Here is an 18,933-nt window from a genome sequence, read left to right as displayed (position 1 = left end):
TAAGATTTTACTAACGCTACCCATTCGTACATTGAGTGTTTCAAATTGTATGAACAACAACTACTTTAATATAAAAAGTAAATTCATTTATTTATGGTTGCTCTATTGTTGTAGCTTTTTGAGCAACAATGTGCAATCGCAAAACTTATTTGCCAATGCTGATTTTGAAGCAATAAATAATTGTACTGAATATCATCAAGATTGTTCATCAGAAGCTTGGTTTTATTTAAAGCCTTCGCTTACGCCATTGATTGATGCAAGGGCTGTACCCAAACCATTTAGCGGAAAAGATTTACTGATTGTACCTGTTGAAAATGTTTTTAAACCTGTAAAAGCAAGAAGCTATGTGTATACCATGTTTTGCTGTCCATTGCAAAAAGGTAAAAACTATAAGTTATCGTTTTATATAAATACAGGCGGTAAATCATTTTATGGAATTGACTTTTATATGCGTAGCAAAGAATTTACTTCTGATAACTTTAGTGTTGATACCATAAAACCTAGTATTCATATTGATAAAGATGATATAATCAATGAATTTAATGGTTGGAATTATGTTGAAACAGTTTACAAAGCAACAGGCACAGAAAAATTTTGTTTAGTAGGAAATTTACAACCAACTGCATTTGAATTTTCAAGTTTCCAGCGAATGAATAAAGGCGGCGATGTTTTTTATTTTATAGATGATATTGCTTTTACAGCATTTATAAAAGAGCCACTTTGTAAAAACTTTCAACAAAACGTACAACTATTATTTGCTCAAAATTTACGACATACTGAAAAGGTGTTAGTAGAACCTTTACCCACTATTTTAAAAGATACCATTACTATATCAGCTGTTTTTTTTGAAATAGATAAAGCTATTTTAAAACCTTCTTTTAAATTAAAATTAGATAGTTTAGCAAAGCAATTAGAAGGTAGAAATATTCAGTTTATTGAAGTAGAAGGCCACACTGATGCTACGGGTAGTTTACAACGAAATACAATTTTATCGCAACAACGAGCAACGAGTGTACAACAATATTTGGTTGCAAAATTACCTTCATTTGTAAATAAAATATCGGCGCAAGGCTTTGCTGATACTGTGCCTGTGGCAGATAATACTTCTACTATTGGAAAAGCAAAAAACAGACGGGTACAAATTATAATAAGTTACCTATTGCCTTATAATTGATAAAATGATCTTATTGATTTGCTATATTGGATGCTAAAAAAATAATATTCTTAACAAGTTAAATAGTATTTTAATGGCTGTAATGATGCATCTTTGCGGCACTAATTTTTACTAAATTGGTAGCATTTTTAAATAAATAACCAATAAGTATTATTACAATAAAACTTTAGTAAAATTGTTTTAGGTAAATAATGCTTTTCAAAATAATAGTGATGAAAAAATTATTATGGCTTTTATGTGTATTGCCTATTGTTACAAAAGCACAAAAAAGTATGTTGATGATTGCTGGTAAAACGGGTGATTTTTATGTGGTACATACAGCTGCACCAAAAGAAAATTATTATAGTATAGGGCGTATGTATAACATTAGTCCAAAAGAAATTGCACCCTACAATGGTTTGGTTTTAGAAAAAGGTTTGAGCCTTAACCAAACAATAAAAGTGCCTTTAAAAGAAGTGAATTTTACCCAAGCAACCGCTGTTGCTGCTGATGAAGCTATGGTGCCATTATACCATACAGTTTCAGCCAAAGAATCACTGTATCAAATAAGTACAACCTTTAATAAAGTAGCATTAGCTAATTTAAGAGCATGGAATGGTTTGAAAGATGATAAAATAACACCAGGCAAAAATATAGTGGTTGGTTTTTTAAAAGTAAAACAAGCTAATTTGGTTTTTGATACAAAACTGGATAATGATGTAGCTGTTGTTGAAAAGCCAAATGCAATTGAAAAGCCTGTAAAAAAGCCGAAAGCAGAAGTGCCAGATGAAGAAGTACCAAAACCATCAACGCCAGTAGTTGTTACAAAACCAATTGAAAAACCAGTTGAAGTAAAAGCACCAGTACAAAATAATGCACAAGCAATATCTGGGGGCGATTTTAAAGGTGGTATATTTAAAGCAAATTATGCACCCAATGGTAATGAAGAAACTGGTTTAGTGGGTGTGTTTAAAAGCACCAGTGGTTGGGATGATGGCAAGTATTATTGTTTACATAATAATGCACCACAAGGTACTATTGTAAAAATTACTAATAAAGCTACAAATAAAGTAGTGTATGCAAAAGTGTTAGATGTAATGCCAGATTTAAAACAAAATAAAGATTATATCATTCGTTTAAGCAATGCTGCCGCAGAAGCTTTGGGTGCTAATAATAGTAGTTTTGAGTGTGTAGTTAATTATTAAAAAATATTATTTATAATAAAAAAAAGTCCACTGTATTTACAGTGGACTTTTTTTTATTTATTAAATCGATAGCCTCTTAAAAACTCTTTTACGTCCATCCGTTTTTTACCTTCCAATTGTAATTGTGTTACACTAATATAGCCTGTGGCTGTAGCAAAATATAAATAATTTTTTTCGTCGGTTTTATAATCGCCAATTGCAATTGTTGGCTTTTCATCTACTTTAATAGCTTCATTTATTTTTAATGTTTTACCATTTAAATGGGTAAACGCAGTGGGGTAGGGCGCTAATCCTCTTATTAAATTATAAACTTCATCATTGGTTTTGTTCCAATCAATTTGGCAGGTGCTGGTAAATATTTTGGGTGCATGTTGTAATGGCCCTTCAATACTACTTTGCGGTACTTCCACAATAGAATTGCTAGCTAAACCTTGCAATGTTTTTACTAATAATTGAGCTCCTATATGCATTAATTGATCATGAATGTTACCGGCTGTATCGTTTTCTTTGATGCTAATTTTTTCTGATAATAAAATATCGCCAGTATCAATTTCGTGTTGCAACTTAAAAGTGGTTACGCCTGTAAATGCTTCACCATTAATAACAGCCCAATTAATAGGGGCTGCACCCCTATATTGTGGTAATAGAGAGCCGTGTACATTAATGGTGCCCATTGGTGGCATGTTCCAAACAACTTCTGGTAACATTCTAAATGCCACTACAGCTTGCACATCTGCATTTAAATTTTTTAAGCTTTCAATAAATGCTTCATTTTTTAATTTCTCTGGTTGTAACACCAACAAATTATGAGCAACGGCATATTTTTTTACTGCACTTTGTTGCAATTGCATTCCCCTGCCTGCAGGTTTATCTGGGGCTGTTACAACGCCTACAATGTTACCACCAGCTTGTACCAAAGCATCTAATGATGCTACAGCAAAATCAGGTGTACCCATAAATACAATGCGTAGGTCTTTAAAATCTTTCAACATGTTTTGTTTTATCGTTATTCAAAATCTTGGTATAGTAAATATTTCTTTCTAATGGCTTTAAATTTCGCTAAATCTTTTTGCCATGTTTTTCTGATGGCGGCTTCAGGCATTCCTTTTTTTATTTGTTGCATAAGTACATCATTACCTGCTAATTTATTGAAGAAGTTATTGGGTAAAAAGAAACTGTCTTTTGCAGGAAATTGTTTGTATAAACTTATTAAATATTTTAATTGAATTTGATGATTAACCTGTTGTAATACCTCATTGGTTGTTCCTGTTATATTTACACCATAACACACTTGGTTGAAGCATTTACTATTTTTTGCACCTTCATTTGGCATAGGTGTAAATGCAAATAAATTTTTAGGTAAACTTGGGTGACCAATATATTGAAATGGGTGATCAGTTCCCCTACCTTCGCTCAACACAGTGCCTTCAAAAAAGCAAGTGCTAGGGTACCAATATATAGCCTGCATCTCTTTTAAATTAGGTGATGGATTTATTGGTAGCGTATACAATGTTTTGTGTGTGTAGTTTACACATTTTATAACTTGCATATGAAAGGGTGTATCGTTGGTGGGTCTTGTTTTGATGTTGTAACTGTTGATTTCATTGGCTTTTGCTGATAACCATTTTTCGCCAGTAAGCATTAAGGCATATTCACCTATCGTCATACCATATACAATTGGTACTTGCTGCATCCCTACAAAACTTTTAAATGCAGGTTTTAAAACGGGGCCATCTACATAAAAGCCATTGGGGTTAGGTCTATCTAAAATAAGGAGTGGTTTGTGATTTTCAATACAAGCTTCTACAACATACTCAAGCGATGAAATAAAGGTATAAAAACGCACACCTACATCCTGAATATCAAAAATTACAATGTCAACATCTTTCAAATCACTGGGTGTTGGTTTTTTATGATCGCCATACAAACTAATAACAGGTAGCCCCGTTTTAGTATCAATACCATCTTGTACATGTTCACCAGCATCAGCCTTGCCCCTAAAACCATGTTCTGGACCAAATATTTTTACAATTTTTACACCTCTTTTAATGAGTGAATCAACCAAATGCGTTTTACCAATTACACTGGTTTGGTTAGCAAAAACGGCTACTGCTTTGCCTTTTAAGTAGGGTAGCCATATGTCAATTCTATCAGCACCTGTGGCTATTTGTTGTTGAGCATTGGCCCTACAATGAAATATGACTGCTATGCAAGTAAATAGAAGTATTTTTTTCATATGATAATTTGTGGTGCATTAAAACACATTAAAAATTTGATTTCATTACAAAATAGCGGTATTTATGTGTTAAGGCAATATTAAACCTCAAATTTGAGCTATATTTTTAAAGGTGGCAAGTTCATATTAATTATATTGCAAGCCAATAAAAATTTAAAAATAAAAATTACAATTATGGCAGAGGTAAAAAGCGGTGATGTGGTTAAAGTACATTACACAGGTAAGCTTACAAATGGTGAGCAATTTGATTCATCAATTGGTCGTGAACCATTGGAGTTTACAGTAGGTGCTGGGCAAATGATTGCTGGCTTTGATGCCGCATTGCCGGGTATGAATGTTGGTGATAAAAAAACGATCAACATTGCAGCAAAAGATGCTTATGGCGAAACAGATGAAACAGCCATCATTGAATTTCCGAAAGAACATGTACCTGCTGAAATGAAATTAGAAGTAGGTCAACAATTAACGTTAAGTAACGAACAAGGTCAACCTTTCCCGGTTGTGGTAAAAGAGTTGAGAGAAGATGTAGTTATTTTAGATGCGAATCATTTTTTAGCCGGTAAAGAGTTAGTGTTTGATATTGAGTTGGTTTCTATTGGAGCTTAATCATATAATATAATAGAAAAAAAGCCTATCGTAACATACGGTAGGCTTTTTTATTGCACTTTGCACCATCCGTGAGGGATAGCAGCGGCTACCCCGGTGAAGCTATGTGGCAGGGCATTGTGCCGGAGTAATAGCGAATAGCCCGGCCCGCCAGTTACAACTATTAATAATTGATAAATGCTTGGTGGCGGGCACGGCATAACAATTATTTTTTTGCGATAGATATACGTAATTTCACTTTTCAAAATTTTGAATACATGATTGTAATTGATAAAGAGGCTTTGGTAGCACGTTTTATGCGGTATGTACAAGTTGATACGCAAAGCGACCCTGAAAGCAGCACCTTTCCCACAACTGAAAAGCAAAAAGATTTAAGTAAAATATTGGCTGAAGAGCTAAAAGCTATGGGCGCCCAGCAAGTGGAGCTTGATGCATTTGGTTATGTATACGCTACCATACCTGCAAACACCACAAAAAGTAATGTGCCAGCAATATGTTTTTGTAGCCATGTTGATACCGCACCAGATTGTAGCGGTACCAACGTACAACCAATATTGCATAAAAATTATGATGGCAACGATATCGTATTGCCGAAAGATACTACTCAGGTATTATCTATAAAAAAATCACCTTATTTACAGCAACATATTGGTGGCGATATTATTACAGCCAGTGGCGATACATTGTTAGGTGCTGATGATAAAAGTGGTGTTGCAATTATTATGCAAGCAGCCCAATATTTAATTAGTAACCCAACAATTTTACATGGAGATATAAAAATTGTGTTTACTCCAGATGAAGAAGTGGGTAAAGGAGTAGCCAAAATTGATATGGAAAAAGTAGGGGCACAGTTTGGTTATACGCTTGATGGTGGCGAAGCTGGCAGCTTGGAAGATGAATCGTTTAGTGCTGATGGGGCAAGCATCATTATCAATGGCGTTATTGCTCACCCAGGTTATGCAAAAGGTAAATTGGTAAATGCTTTAAAAATTGCTGGAGAAATTTTGGCGGCTTTGCCTACCGATGAATGGAGCCCAGAAACAACTGAAAAACGACAAGGTTTTGTGCACCCCGTTTCATTAAATGGTATTGCTGAAAAAACGACTATTGGCTTTATTGTAAGAGACTATACAAGAGAAGGTTTAGTAGCACACCATAACCGACTTAAAGCCATTGCCGAAGTGGTGGTAGGCAAATATAAAGGTGCAACAATGGAGTATGTGCAAACAGAGCAGTACCGTAATATGAAAGAAGTATTGGACCAATACCCAGCTGTTGTGGCCAATGCCGCAAAAGCTATTGAACGCAGTGGTTTACAAGTAATACAAGAAAACATAAGAGGCGGTACAGATGGTAGTAGGTTAAGTTACATGGGGCTGCCTTGTCCCAATATTTTTACTGGTATGCAAAACATACATGGTAAACAAGAGTGGATAGGTGTTAATGATATGTTGAAAGCAGCAGAAACCATTGTGCACTTATGTATGATTTGGGAAGAGAATGCCTAACATCAATTTTAAATTACCATTTGTAATATTACCAATACTAATATGTTTTTATTCACTAAATTGCTTTAAATAAACTATACTGCTATGGATTTTTTAATTTCTTATTGGTGGCTCATTTTATTGGCACTAGCCTTATTTGGGTGTTTTGTAACCATTAACCAAGGTACCATTGGTGTTATTACTATGTTTGGTAAATACCAACGAATTATGCGCCCGGGTTTAAACTTTAAAATACCTTTTTTAGAACAAATTTATAAAAGGGTAAGTATTCAAAACCGTTCGGTTGAATTAGAATTTCAAGCCGTAACAATCGATCAGGCAAATGTGTACTTTAAATCAATGTTGTTATATTCAGTTATAAATGTTGATGAAGAAACTATTAAAAATGTAGCATTCAAATTCATTAGCGATAAAGATTTAATGCAGGCAATGATACGTACAGTAGAAGGAAGTATTCGTGCCTTTGTATCACAAAAAAAACAAGCTGAAGTACTCAACGTTCGTAGAGATATTGTTGAAAATGTAAAAGAACAAGTTGATATTACTTTAGAAAGTTGGGGCTATCATTTGCAAGATTTACAAATTAACGATATTACGTTTGATGAAGCTATTATACAAAGCATGAGCAAAGTAGTAGCAAGTAATAACTTAAAAGCAGCTGCTGAAAATGAGGGTCAGGCTTTATTAATTACAAAAACAAAAGCTGCTGAGGCTGAAGGTAACTCTATAAAAATTGCTGCAGAAGCCGAGCGTCAGGCAGCACAGCTACGTGGCCAAGGTGTTGCATTGTTTAGAGAAGAAGTTGCAAAGGGTATGAGCTCAGCTGCTGCTGAAATGAAACAGGCTAATTTAGATACCAATGTTATTTTATTTAGTATGTGGACAGAAGCCATTAAAAACTTTGCAGAATATGGAAAAGGCAACGTTATTTTCTTAGATGGTAGTAGTGAAGGTATGGAAAAAACCATGCGACAAATTATGGCGATGCAACAAATGGAGCAACCCAAAAAATAATAAAAATTATGTGTAAAAATGCCTCGATTAAATCGGGGCATTTTTTGTTATTTTTACAATTAACAAAATGTTTGGTGCTAGTATATAAAACTTTCGTTTTATTGCAGTTGAATTAAATTATTATTACTTACTTCCATTGAAATTTTAACCTCATATGTTTGATATTTTTTTACAGGTAGATAGTGCAGCAGCTGTAGCAGCCACCACAGCAAAAACTGAAACGGTATTTGGTATGTTAAGCAAGGGTGGTCCCATTATGATACCATTGGGTATTTTATTTGCGCTAGCTGTATATGTATTTATTGAACGTTGGCTGGTTATAAAAAAGGCAAGTACAGCTGATGATAATTTTATGAGCATTATAAGAGATCAAATTACTACAGGTAATATTGCAGGTGCTAGAAGTCTTGCAAAAAATAAGGACATACCCGTTAGTAGAATGATTGATAAGGGTATACAGCGTATTGGCAAACCAATTGATGCCATTGAAAAGAGTATGGAGAATGTTGGAAAATTGGAGTTGTATAAAATGGAAAAAAACATCAATATACTTGCAGTTATTGCTCGTATTGCTCCATTGTTTGGCTTTGTGGGTACCATTGTTGGTTTAGTAATATTATTAAAAGATTTTGCAACCATTAGCAACCCTTCTATTAGTCAAATTGCAGATGCGATGTACATAAAATTGATTACCTCTGCAAGTGGATTAATTATTGGGATGTTAGCTTATTTAGGCTATAGTTTTTTAGATACCCAAATTAATAGGGTAGCCAATAAAATGGAAGCTGCAAGTAGTGAGTTTATTGATATTTTGCAGGAGCCAACTAGGTAATTACATAAAGCATCAATCAAAAAAAATCTCCATTCATCATTCCAATAACACCAAATGGGTTTACGTAAAAATAAATTAAGAGATGAACATTCAGAAGTAGATACTGGTCCGCTGAACGACATTTTATTTATATTATTGATGTTCTTTTTAATGATATCAACATTGGCTAACCCTAATGTTATAAAAATGAGTGTGCCCAAAGCCAAAAGTGATACCAAGCAAAAACAAAGTGTAGTGGTGAGTGTTGATAAGGATAAAAATATTTTTGTAGGCTCAAAAAAAATTATGCCTGATTCTTTAGAATCGGTTTTACGAAAATATATTAATGAAGGTGATAGCATTAAACCAGCCGTGGTAATAAATGCTGATTCGGTATCGCAATGGGGCGAAATTGTGAGGGTAATGAAAGTGGCTCGTAAGTTAGGGGCAAGTACCTCAGCAACCGTTACGGGTACTGAGTAATCACTAACATTCTATTTTTTTCTTGCATATCTTTCACAATTTGAACGTTGTATTGTGGTGCAAATACAGCAGCTGTTTCCGTCGCTAAATCTTCATGAATTTCAACGATAATTTGTCCACCAGTGTTCAAATGCGTTTGCGAAAATAATGCAAGTTGCTCATAAAAAATGAGCGGTCTTTCTTGTGGAACAAATAAAGCAATATTTGGTTCATACGCTGTTACATTGGTAGTCATCGTTGCTTTTTCGTTGATGGGTATATAAGGTGGGTTACTAATTATAATATCAACTTTTGGGAGTTGCTGAAGTTGTTCTGTTTGCAGAAAGTCAATTTGTTTAAAATTGATAATTACTTCATTTGTTACAGCATTTTTTTTGGCTAATGTTAAGGCAGCTTCACTTACATCAATGGCTGAAACGGTAATTTCGGTACAGTTTTTTTTGATGCTGATGGGTATGCAGCCACTACCAGTACCTACATCAATCATTGATTTAAAATTATTTTTTTTGATAATGTCAATCGCCAATGCTACCAATTCTTCGGTTTCTGGTCGTGGTATTAAAACAGCTTCATTTACTTCAAAAAGTAAGTGATAAAAATGGGCTTCGCCCAACACATATTGTAAAGGCTTGTGTTGTAAAAGTGCTTGTAATGCATAGTTTAAAAGGTTTTTTAATTCACCGCCAATCATTTCTTCGGCTTTTAAAACAATATCAGTACTACTAAGTTTTCCTATTTTTTTGAATACTGCCTGCGTTATAATATGTGCTTCATTGCTGGAGTAAATGGTATGTAACTGCTCCCTAAAATATTGCTGAAATGCTTTAATTGTCATTGCAGCAAACTTACTTTATTTTTTGATGCGTATTTTTGATAGATGATAGGGCATCAAAAATATATGCAACGCTGTATACAATTGGCATTAAAGGGTGCTGGTTATGTAGCACCCAACCCAATGGTAGGTGCGGTGTTGGTGTATAATGATACTATTATTGGCGAAGGTTACCATCAGCAATTTGGACAAGCCCATGCAGAAGTGAATTGTATTAATGCGGTACCGGAGCAGCTGCAACATTTAATTTCATCATCTATATTGTACGTTTCCTTAGAGCCTTGTGCACACTATGGAAAAACACCACCATGTGTTGATTTGATTTTGCAACGTCAAATTAAAAAAGTGGTCGTAGGTTGTACGGATTCTTTTGAAAAAGTAAATGGTGCAGGCATACAAAAGTTACAAGCGGCTGGGGTAGCTGTTGTTGTAGGTGTTTTAGAAAGCGCATGTGTTACACTTAATAAACGTTTCTTTACATTTCATCAAAAAAAACGACCCTTCGTTTTACTCAAATGGGCACAATCCAACGATGGATTTATTGCAGGAGATGGTGGTATACCTATACATATTTCAAATGAATATAGTAACCGATTGGTACATCAATTACGGGCAACAGAGGCTGCTATTTTGGTAGGAAGTACTACCGTAATAAATGATAACCCTCAACTTAATACCCGTAAATGGATAGGGAAGCATCCTACACGGCTCATCATTGATCCACAACTGAAGATTGGTAACGATGCACATATTTACGATGGCACTACACCGACAATCATTTTTAATAAAATAAAAAATGATTATCAACTAAATGTGCAGTGGGTAAAAGTAGATGCTGATCAAAATTATATGGATAGTGTTTTTACATTTTGTTACCAGCAACAACTTAACAGTATCATTATTGAAGGTGGTTCCAAAACATTACAAAGTTTTATTGATGCAGGTATGTGGGATGAAGCCATTGTAATCACCAATACACATTTACAAATACATAGGGGTATTACTAGTCCTATTTTAAAAAATCACCAATTAGTCAATATCCAAACTATACAAACAGATAACATTTGTTATTATTCAAATTTAAATAATGAGCTATTATAATACTATTGAGCAAGAAGCTGTGGCTGAGTTTAAAGATAAAGGGAGTAAGTTTATAGCATATGCTTTTCCATTTGCCGATGTAGGTTTATTAAAAAGTATTTTAAGTCAACTCAAAAAGGAACATCCAAAAGCAGTGCACTTTTGTTTTGCTTATCGTATTGGTAACGATGGTAATACTTTTAGGAGCAGTGATGATGGAGAGCCTAGTGGTAGTGCTGGTAAGCCAATTTTGGGACAAATTGATAGTAAAGAAGTAACAGATGTATTGGTTGTAGTGGTACGTTATTTTGGTGGTACATTATTAGGTGTATCGGGGCTTATAAATGCCTATAAATCAACCGCAGCTATGGCTTTGCAAGTAGTACCCATTGTACGTAAACCAGTGTTGTATTATTGCCATATTCAGTTTGATTATACTCAGCAAAATGATATTTTAATAATTTTAAAAGCAAACAGTTGCGTAATTGTATCGCAAGAAAATCAACTGTTTTCAACCATAAAAGTAGGTGTACCCGAAGAACGTAAGGAAGAAGTGTTGTATCGTTTAAAAAATTTAAGAAATGTGGAAGTGATGGTCTAAAGGCTGTTATTTTGAAATAAAACGCTACATATTTTCATTGAAACAACTTTATTTTTTATCAATTTTCCAACAGTGCATTTTAAGTCATCTACCAAAAAGGGTATATGAATAGCTATTTACTATGCTAGTATGAAGTTTGAGTGTATCAAAGTTATTCATAAACCCATAATATATTCGCAAATTTCGCTTTTTGGGGGTTAAAAATCTCCTATTTTTTGTGGACAACGTATAATCTTCCAGTTTATTTTAATGTGTAAAAGATTTTTTCCAAAAAAGAAAGCCGTTTAACATTTTTTTATAACTTTAAAGCGAAATTCTAATTTAAAAAACATGAAAAAAATTTTACTCCCTTTGTTATTATTGGCGGTTTTTTCATTAAATGTTCGTGCCCAACAGCTACATTTCATGAGTCAATATCTACAACACAACTCCTTTTTAAACCCTGGTGCAGCTGGTATTTCTAATGCTAACATGGTGGGAGTATCATATAGAAGTCAATGGGCTTCTTTTCCTGGTAATCCTCGTACTTATATGGTGTATGGCGATGCTAATTTGGAAAAGTTAAAAGCTGGTATTGGTGGATATGTTTACAGAGATGAAACGGGGCCAACCAGTAGAACCGGTGTACAATTAGCTTATTCAAAGCACATTATCTCAAGAGATGAAAAACATAAATTAGGTTTAGGTATTGAGTTACGTGGCTTACAGTATGCTATTGATAAGGGTAAAATTTTAAGTGCATTAGGTAACGATCCTGCATTAGGGGGTGCTTCTTCAAAATTTGGTTTTGATGCTGGTGCTGGTGTTTATTATACTAATGGTAAATTGAGCGCTGGGGCAGCAGTTAGCCAGTTAATACAATCTAAATTGCAATTAGCAGATGTGCCAAATTCAAAATTGAATGGTAGATTGTACCGTCACTATAACTTGCAAGCAAATTATAAAATACAAACTGGCGATGATATATATTTAATTCCTAATGCATTGGTGAGGTTTATCCAAAATTCACCAACAGAGTTTGAAGCTGGTGTTAAGTTAGATTATCAAGATAAGCTTTGGGTGGCTGTAATTTACAAAGTGAATCAATTGTACAGTTTGCAAACAGGGGTTAAAATTGCTGATAAATTAAGTTTGTCTTATAGTTATGATGCATACAATACACCAATTAGCATTTATGATGGCGGATCAGGTGCACATGAAATTGGTTTGAGGTTCGATTTGAAAAAATAAATATGGCATCTAACAAAGCATATAAAAGTTTTAGCCAGTTTTATCCGTACTATCTTACGGAACATGCTAATAAGAAGAATAGGTTATTGCATTTTTGTGGAACAACTTTATTGATTTTGATACTATTGATTTCAATTTTGTTACAAAAATGGTGGGCCTTATTATTTATACCTTTGGTAGGTTATGGATTTGCTTGGATTGGTCATTTTTTTATAGAAAAAAATAAGCCTGCAACATTCACTTACCCATTATATAGTTTAGCAGGTGATTTTGTAATGTTTTGGCATATGCTAACAGGCAAAATTGACGAACAGCTACAAAATTCAAATAAATTAAAAGAAAAGCGTTTTTAGAAATAGAATAAAAAAGAATAAATACTTACTTATGTACATTTATACCAAACTAAAAAAACAGTTGGTTAACTTAGAAGTGGGAGCAAAACAGGTTATGTTACTTGCTTTCATTTTATTGGGTATTTCGCAAGCTTTTGCGCAAGTGCCCACTAATGATGAACCATGTAATGCAACCACAATAAGTGCAATTGCACTTACACCCAATGCTGCTTGTACTTACCAAACTTTCACAAACGTAGATGCTAGTAATTCTACCACAACTGGTATACCTAACCCTACTTGTGCCAATTTTACAGATGCTGATGTTTGGTTTACTGTTACTGTACCAACAAGCGCAACTGCAATTACTGTAGATACTAGAAATATTGGTATGTCAGATGGTGGTATGTCCTTATATACTGCAACAGGTAACTGCCCTAACTTAACTATGACAGAAATTGGTTGTTCTGACGATGGTAGTACTAATCCAGGTATGCCAAGGTTAACAGTTAACCAACCTGCAGGTACTGTAATATATATACGAATGTGGGGTTTTGGTGGTGAAACTGGTACTTTTGGTATATGTGTTACTGCGAATATTCCTCCATCTAACGATGAATGTACTGCTGCAACTAATTTAACCGTAAATAGTAATCTTACATGTACTACAGTAACTGGGGGTACAACATTAAACGCTACACAATCTGCCAATACTCCGATTCCTACATGTGCGGTAGCAGGCGCCCAAAATGATGATGTTTGGTACACCTTTACAGCAACAGGAGCTACCCATAGAGTTTCTTTATTGAATATTACTGGTGGCTCAACTGCCATGGTGATAGCAGCTTATAGCGGTAATTGTACTAGCTTAACACAAATAGGTTGTGTTGCTGGTAATACATTAGATTTAGGAGGCTTAACTGCCGGTACTGTTTACTACATACGAGTGTATACAAATGTTACATCAAACGCTACAGCAAACTTTAATATATGCGTTGGTACTCCACCGCCGCCGCCAGCCAATGATAACTGTACTGGAGCAATAAATGCCCCAGTGAATGCTGGCTACAGCTGTACAAATACAATTTCCGGTACATTAACAAGTGCTACTGGTTCAACAGGTGTACCTGCGCCTGGCTGTAACGCTACAGGTGCAAATGATGATGTTTGGTATTCATTTGTAGCTACCAATGTTGAACATAGAATAAGTTTTTTAAATGTTACTGGCACTACAACTGGTATCACTAGTTTAGTATATAGCGGAACTTGTAATGCTCTAGTTCAATTAGCATGTAATGGTACAAATCAATATAATGTAACAGGTTTAACACCGGGTACTACTTATTATGTAAGAGTGTATTCAACTGTTGCTACTGTGGGTACTACAACAGATTTTACTTTGTGTATAGGAACTCCACCTCCACCACCTGCTAATGATGATTGTATAAACGCTATTTCAGCACCTGTTAATCCAAATTATTTATGTGGTAGTGTAACACCTGGTATATTAACTAGTGCAACGCCTTCACCTGCAACTGTACCAGCCCCAGGCTGTAATGCAGGTGGTGCAAATGATGATGTATGGTTTAAATTTATAGCAACTAATACGGAACACCGTATTAGCTTTCTAAACATTGCAGGCTCTGCAACCACTATTACAAGCTTAGTTTACAGTGGTACTTGTGGTAGCTTGGTTCAATTAGCATGTAATGGTACAAATCAATATAATGTAACAGGTTTAACTGTAGGTGATACTTACTATGTAAGGGTATTTTCGACTGATCCGACTATTGGCACGGAAACTACTTTTAATTTATGTATTGGTACACCGCCACCGCCACCATCTAACGATAACTGCACTGGTGCAATTAGTTTAACAGTTAATCCTAATTATTTATGTGGTACAACCACATTAGCCACATTAACAAGTGCTACTTTAACAACAGGTGTTCCTGTTCCATCATGTAACGCAACTGGTGCTAACGATGATGTTTGGTTCTCTTTTGTAGCAACAAACACTTCTCATAGAATTAGTTTCTTAAACGTTACTGGTACTACAACTGCTATTACAAGTTTAGTTTACAGTGGTACTTGTGGGGCTTTAACAGAACTTATATGTAACGGTACTAATTTATATAATGTAACAGGCTTAATACCAGGTAACACCTACTATGTAAGGGTTTTTTCAACTTCTACAACAGTTGGCACAGAAACCGTATTTAATATTTGCATTGGTACACCACCACCACCACCAGCAAATGATAATTGTACAGGTGCAATATCGTTACCTGTAAATGCTAATCAATTGTGTGGTAATACGGTGTTAGGTTCAACAGCTGGAGCAACTTTATCAAATACAACTCCTTTTCCAACATGTGGTGTCACCAATTCATGGGATGATGATGTGTGGTACTCGTTTGTTGCTACAAGCAATAATCATACAGTAAGTTTATTAAATGTTACTGGTACAACTACTAACATGGCTACAGCTGTATATTCTGGTACTTGTGGAAATTTAATTCAAATTGCTTGTACTGCGGCAGATCCTAACGTAATAAATTTAAGTACTTTAACACCAGGTAATACTTATTATGTGAGGGTATTTACAGAAACAACTGATGGTACAGAAGCTACATTTAATATTTGTATTGGTACCCCTGGCCCAGGTGCTGTTTGTAGCTCTGGTAATCCATTCTGTAGTACATCAGGTGTGGTTTATCCAAGCGTTACAAATCAACCAAGTTTAGGTGGCGGAGGTGTGTATGGTTGTTTAGGTAGTACACCAAACCCAACTTGGTTCGCTTTCCAAGTATCTTCACCTGGTAACCTAGTATTTCAAGTAAGCCAAACAAATACTGCTGGTGCTGGTATTGATGTGGATTATGCAGCATGGGGGCCATTTACCAGCCAAGCTGATGGTTGTACACAAATTGCAGCAGCAGGTATTACTCCAATTAGTTGTAGCTACTCAACAGCAGCAGTTGAAACCATTACAATACCAAATTCAATTGTTGGACAGTGGTACGTTGTATTAATAACTAACTTTAATGGCGGTGCTGGTACTATAAGTTTTAATACCACTACAGGTAATGTAGGCGCAACTAACTGTAATATTGTTTGTAATACCAATGCATTTAACAATGGTCCTATTTGTGCAGGTGGTGGTACATTTAATTTGTCTGCTACCGCATTGCCTGGTTCAACTTTTAGTTGGACAGGGCCAAACGGATTTACTTCAACACAACAAAATCCTACTGGTATAGTAGCTCCTACTGCACCAGGTAACTATACTTATACTGTTACTAGTACAGCTGGAAGTGTGGTATGTTCTGGTGCAACAACTTTAATTGTAACCAACCCGCCTGCTGCTCCAACAGTAACAAGCCCTGTTAATTATTGTCAAAATTCAACAGCTACTCCACTAACAGCTACCGCAACTGGTACAAATACATTGTTATGGTATACAGCTGCAACAGGTGGTACTGGAAGTACAACTGCACCGACACCAACAACAGCGACTATTGGTACTACTACTTATTATGTTAGTCAAGTTGCAGGGCAATGTGAAAGTCCACGATCGGCAATTGTTGTAAATGTTACACCATCTACAACTCCAGCTCCTACTGTAGTTTCACCTATTTCATATTGTCAAGGTGCTACTGCTACAGCTTTAACTGCAACGGGTACTAATTTGTTGTGGTACACTGGAGCAACTGGTGGAGTAGGAAGCACTACTGCACCGACACCATCAACTGCTAACGTAGGCTCAACTACTTACTATGTAAGTCAAACGATAGGAACATGTGAAAGTCCTAGAGCTTCTATTATTGTTACAATTAATGCTGCATCACCAAACCCAACAGTTGTTTCGCCTGTAGCTTACTGTACTGGTGCAACAGCAGTTCCACTTAGTGCCACAGGTACTAACTTATTGTGGTATACTACTGCAACTGGTGGTACAGGTAGTACAACTGCACCTACACCTTCAACGGCTACTGCTGGTACGTTTGTATTTTATGTAACACAACAAACGGGTGCTTGCCCAAGTGCAAGAGTACCAATTACTGTTAATGTTACAGCAACCCCTGTAGCTCCAACAGTTACGAGTCCTGTAGTATATTGTCAAGGTGCTACGGCTGTTCCATTAACTGCAACAGGCACCAACTTGTTATGGTATACAGTAGCAACAGGTGGTACAGGTAGCGCAACAGCGCCAACCCCTTCAACTACTACTGTTGGTAACACTAATTTTTATGTAAGCGCTACAAATGGTACTTGTGAAGGACCAAGAGCGTTAATAACAGTAACTGTTAATGCAACACCTGCGGCTCCAACCGTAACGACACCTGTGGTATATTGTCAAGGTGCTACCGCAGTTCCATTAACTGCAACAGGTACAAACTTGTTGTGGTATACAACACCAACAGGTGGTACAGGTAGTGCAACAGCGCCAACACCAAGTACAACAACTGTAGGAAGCACTAATTATTATGTAACACAAACCAATGCAAGTAACTGTCAAAGTACTAGGGCATTAATAGTGGTAACAGTAAATGCTACACCTAATGCACCTACGGTTACTTCTCCAATTGCATATTGCCAAAATGCAACTGCAGTTCCTTTAACAGCAACAGGTACAAACTTGTTATGGTATACAACTGCGACTGGCGGAACTGGTAGTGCAACAGCACCTACGCCATCAACGACAGCGGGTGGAAGTACTACTTTTTATGTGAGCTCAACAATAGGTACTTGTGAAGGACCAAGAGCTGCAATTGTTGTTAATGTTACTGCATTACCAACTGCACCAAGCGTAACCACACCAGTGGTGTATTGCCAAGGTGCTACTGCAGTGCCAGTAACTGCAACTGGTAATGGTGTGTTATGGTACACAACCGCTACTGGTGGTACTGGTAGCACAACAGCACCAACACCATCAACAGCTACACCAGGTACTATTACATATTATGCAAGCCAATTTAATGGCTCATGCGAAGGACCAAGAGCAGCTGTTGTTGTTACTGTTAACCCTACACCGGGTGCACCAACAGTAGTTACACCAGTAAACATTTGCCAAGGTACAACTGCCACTGCTTTAACAGCAACAGGTACTAATTTGTTATGGTATACCACTGCAACTGGTAGTACAGGTAGTGCAACTGCACCAATACCATCAACAAGTACAGTGGGTAGTACTACTTATTATGTGAGCCAAAGTACAGGTACCTGTGAAGGACCACGTGCAGCAATTGCTGTAAATATTACGCCTGCTTTAACGGTAGATGCTGGTCCGGATGTAAACATTGGTTATGGTTTAAGTACCACTTTAGCTGGTACTGCAACTACTGGTGCTAACTATTTATGGACGGCTAATGGACCATTAGCATTAACAAGTGCTACGATACTTAACCCAATTGCTAATCCTTTACAAACTACTATTTACACATTAACAGTGTCAGATCCGACGAACTTATGTCCTTCAAAATCTGATAACATGACGGTTACTGTAATTATAAACTGTATAAATGTTCGTAATGCATTTACACCAAATGGTGATGGTATTAACGATACTTGGAAAGTTTACGACCAAGCAGTTTGTTTAAAACCAAATAGTGTATTGGTGAATGTATTTAACAGGTATGGTAGCAAGGTATTTGAATCAAAAAATTATACAAATACTTGGGATGGTACCTATAAAGGTAAACCTGTACCAGATGGTACTTATTATGCAGTAATTGAGTTCACTTTATTTGATGGTACTAAACGTTTTGTAAAAACTGATGTTACCGTTTTAAGATAAATCTTATAACTGACCAAAATGACAGCCTCTTTGTAATGAAGG

15 protein-coding genes are annotated in these 18,933 nt (G+C 35.8%); 12 read left to right on the top strand and 3 right to left on the bottom strand.

The window, feature by feature from the left end; genetic code table 11:
- The first annotated feature begins 49 nt into the window (after nt 1-49).
- Nucleotides 50-1,174, top strand: a complete 1,125-nt coding sequence (locus tag ACFOWM_RS12795; protein WP_379710767.1) for an OmpA family protein — start codon at nt 50-52, stop codon at nt 1,172-1,174.
- A gap of 212 nt (nt 1,175-1,386) precedes the next feature.
- Complete coding sequence (locus ACFOWM_RS12790; protein WP_379710765.1) at nt 1,387-2,358, top strand: LysM peptidoglycan-binding domain-containing protein; 972 nt, start codon at nt 1,387-1,389, stop codon at nt 2,356-2,358.
- A 53-nt stretch (nt 2,359-2,411) separates the two neighbouring features.
- On the opposite strand, the gene fmt is transcribed toward ACFOWM_RS12790, so the two are convergent.
- Both fmt and ACFOWM_RS12780 read right to left on the bottom strand, forming a co-directional pair.
- Nucleotides 2,412-3,350, bottom strand: coding sequence for a methionyl-tRNA formyltransferase (gene fmt, locus ACFOWM_RS12785; RefSeq protein ID WP_379710763.1), 939 nt, complete (start codon nt 3,348-3,350; stop codon nt 2,412-2,414).
- A 14-nt stretch (nt 3,351-3,364) separates the two neighbouring features.
- Entirely contained in the window at nt 3,365-4,594 is a 1,230-nt protein-coding gene (locus tag ACFOWM_RS12780; protein ID WP_379710761.1) for an exo-beta-N-acetylmuramidase NamZ family protein, read from the bottom strand.
- Between the two features lie 174 nt (nt 4,595-4,768).
- On the opposite strand from ACFOWM_RS12780, the gene ACFOWM_RS12775 reads away from it, so the two are divergent.
- From ACFOWM_RS12775 to ACFOWM_RS12755, 5 genes are all read left to right on the top strand, one after another.
- Entirely contained in the window at nt 4,769-5,200 is a 432-nt protein-coding gene (locus ACFOWM_RS12775) for an FKBP-type peptidyl-prolyl cis-trans isomerase (RefSeq protein ID WP_379710759.1), read from the top strand.
- Between the two features lie 257 nt (nt 5,201-5,457).
- The gene (gene pepT / locus ACFOWM_RS12770) at nt 5,458-6,708 is read left to right on the top strand and encodes a peptidase T (RefSeq protein WP_379710757.1); all 1,251 of its coding nucleotides are present in this window, start codon (nt 5,458-5,460) and stop codon (nt 6,706-6,708) included.
- A gap of 84 nt (nt 6,709-6,792) precedes the next feature.
- Entirely contained in the window at nt 6,793-7,722 is a 930-nt protein-coding gene (locus tag ACFOWM_RS12765) for an SPFH domain-containing protein (protein WP_379710755.1), read from the top strand.
- Between the two features lie 154 nt (nt 7,723-7,876).
- Complete coding sequence (locus tag ACFOWM_RS12760; protein WP_379710753.1) at nt 7,877-8,554, top strand: MotA/TolQ/ExbB proton channel family protein; 678 nt, start codon at nt 7,877-7,879, stop codon at nt 8,552-8,554.
- Nucleotides 8,555-8,608: 54 nt separating this feature from the next.
- The gene (locus tag ACFOWM_RS12755; protein WP_379710751.1) at nt 8,609-9,016 is read left to right on the top strand and encodes an ExbD/TolR family protein; all 408 of its coding nucleotides are present in this window, start codon (nt 8,609-8,611) and stop codon (nt 9,014-9,016) included.
- Here the strand turns inward: ACFOWM_RS12755 and prmC are convergent.
- Nucleotides 9,000-9,851 (bottom strand): peptide chain release factor N(5)-glutamine methyltransferase, encoded by an 852-nt coding sequence (gene prmC / locus ACFOWM_RS12750; RefSeq protein WP_379710749.1) that lies wholly within the window; start codon nt 9,849-9,851, stop codon nt 9,000-9,002. The two genes, ACFOWM_RS12755 and prmC, sit on opposite strands and share 17 nt — an antisense overlap.
- 63 nt (nt 9,852-9,914) lie before the next feature.
- Between prmC and ribD the strand changes: the two genes are divergently transcribed.
- From ribD to ACFOWM_RS12725, 5 genes are all read left to right on the top strand, one after another.
- Nucleotides 9,915-10,949 (top strand): bifunctional diaminohydroxyphosphoribosylaminopyrimidine deaminase/5-amino-6-(5-phosphoribosylamino)uracil reductase RibD, encoded by a 1,035-nt coding sequence (gene ribD / locus ACFOWM_RS12745; protein WP_379710747.1) that lies wholly within the window; start codon nt 9,915-9,917, stop codon nt 10,947-10,949.
- Entirely contained in the window at nt 10,936-11,529 is a 594-nt protein-coding gene (locus tag ACFOWM_RS12740) for an IMPACT family protein (protein WP_379710745.1), read from the top strand. The genes ribD and ACFOWM_RS12740 overlap by 14 nt, the downstream gene beginning before the upstream one ends.
- Nucleotides 11,530-11,859: 330 nt before the next feature.
- The gene (locus ACFOWM_RS12735; RefSeq protein ID WP_379710743.1) at nt 11,860-12,759 is read left to right on the top strand and encodes a PorP/SprF family type IX secretion system membrane protein; all 900 of its coding nucleotides are present in this window, start codon (nt 11,860-11,862) and stop codon (nt 12,757-12,759) included.
- A 2-nt stretch (nt 12,760-12,761) separates the two neighbouring features.
- Nucleotides 12,762-13,112, top strand: coding sequence for an Mpo1-like protein (locus tag ACFOWM_RS12730; protein ID WP_379710741.1), 351 nt, complete (start codon nt 12,762-12,764; stop codon nt 13,110-13,112).
- 31 nt (nt 13,113-13,143) lie between these two features.
- Nucleotides 13,144-18,891, top strand: coding sequence for an Ig-like domain-containing protein (locus ACFOWM_RS12725; protein WP_379710739.1), 5,748 nt, complete (start codon nt 13,144-13,146; stop codon nt 18,889-18,891).
- The last annotated feature ends 42 nt before the right edge of the window (nt 18,892-18,933 follow it).

Source organism: Ferruginibacter yonginensis (assembly GCF_042651465.1).
Taxonomy (GTDB): Bacteria; Bacteroidota; Bacteroidia; order Chitinophagales; family Chitinophagaceae; genus Ferruginibacter; species Ferruginibacter yonginensis.
Note: the sequence above shows the minus strand (reverse complement) of the source record. Positions and strands in the feature narration are given on the sequence as shown.

Bases quoted from the DNA above. Each gene is read 5' to 3' on its own strand.
- ACFOWM_RS12795 (WP_379710767.1), top strand. From the start codon at position 50: ATGAACAACAACTACTTTAATATAAAAAGTAAATTCATTTATTTATGG.
- ACFOWM_RS12790 (WP_379710765.1), top strand. From the start codon at position 1,387: ATGAAAAAATTATTATGGCTTTTATGTGTATTGCCTATTGTTACAAAA.
- fmt (WP_379710763.1), bottom strand. From the start codon at position 3,350: ATGTTGAAAGATTTTAAAGACCTACGCATTGTATTTATGGGTACACCT.
- ACFOWM_RS12780 (WP_379710761.1), bottom strand. From the start codon at position 4,594: ATGAAAAAAATACTTCTATTTACTTGCATAGCAGTCATATTTCATTGT.
- ACFOWM_RS12775 (WP_379710759.1), top strand. From the start codon at position 4,769: ATGGCAGAGGTAAAAAGCGGTGATGTGGTTAAAGTACATTACACAGGT.
- pepT (WP_379710757.1), top strand. From the start codon at position 5,458: ATGATTGTAATTGATAAAGAGGCTTTGGTAGCACGTTTTATGCGGTAT.
- ACFOWM_RS12765 (WP_379710755.1), top strand. From the start codon at position 6,793: ATGGATTTTTTAATTTCTTATTGGTGGCTCATTTTATTGGCACTAGCC.
- ACFOWM_RS12760 (WP_379710753.1), top strand. From the start codon at position 7,877: ATGTTTGATATTTTTTTACAGGTAGATAGTGCAGCAGCTGTAGCAGCC.
- ACFOWM_RS12755 (WP_379710751.1), top strand. From the start codon at position 8,609: ATGGGTTTACGTAAAAATAAATTAAGAGATGAACATTCAGAAGTAGAT.
- prmC (WP_379710749.1), bottom strand. From the start codon at position 9,851: ATGACAATTAAAGCATTTCAGCAATATTTTAGGGAGCAGTTACATACC.
- ribD (WP_379710747.1), top strand. From the start codon at position 9,915: ATGCAACGCTGTATACAATTGGCATTAAAGGGTGCTGGTTATGTAGCA.
- ACFOWM_RS12740 (WP_379710745.1), top strand. From the start codon at position 10,936: ATGAGCTATTATAATACTATTGAGCAAGAAGCTGTGGCTGAGTTTAAA.
- ACFOWM_RS12735 (WP_379710743.1), top strand. From the start codon at position 11,860: ATGAAAAAAATTTTACTCCCTTTGTTATTATTGGCGGTTTTTTCATTA.
- ACFOWM_RS12730 (WP_379710741.1), top strand. From the start codon at position 12,762: ATGGCATCTAACAAAGCATATAAAAGTTTTAGCCAGTTTTATCCGTAC.
- ACFOWM_RS12725 (WP_379710739.1), top strand. From the start codon at position 13,144: ATGTACATTTATACCAAACTAAAAAAACAGTTGGTTAACTTAGAAGTG.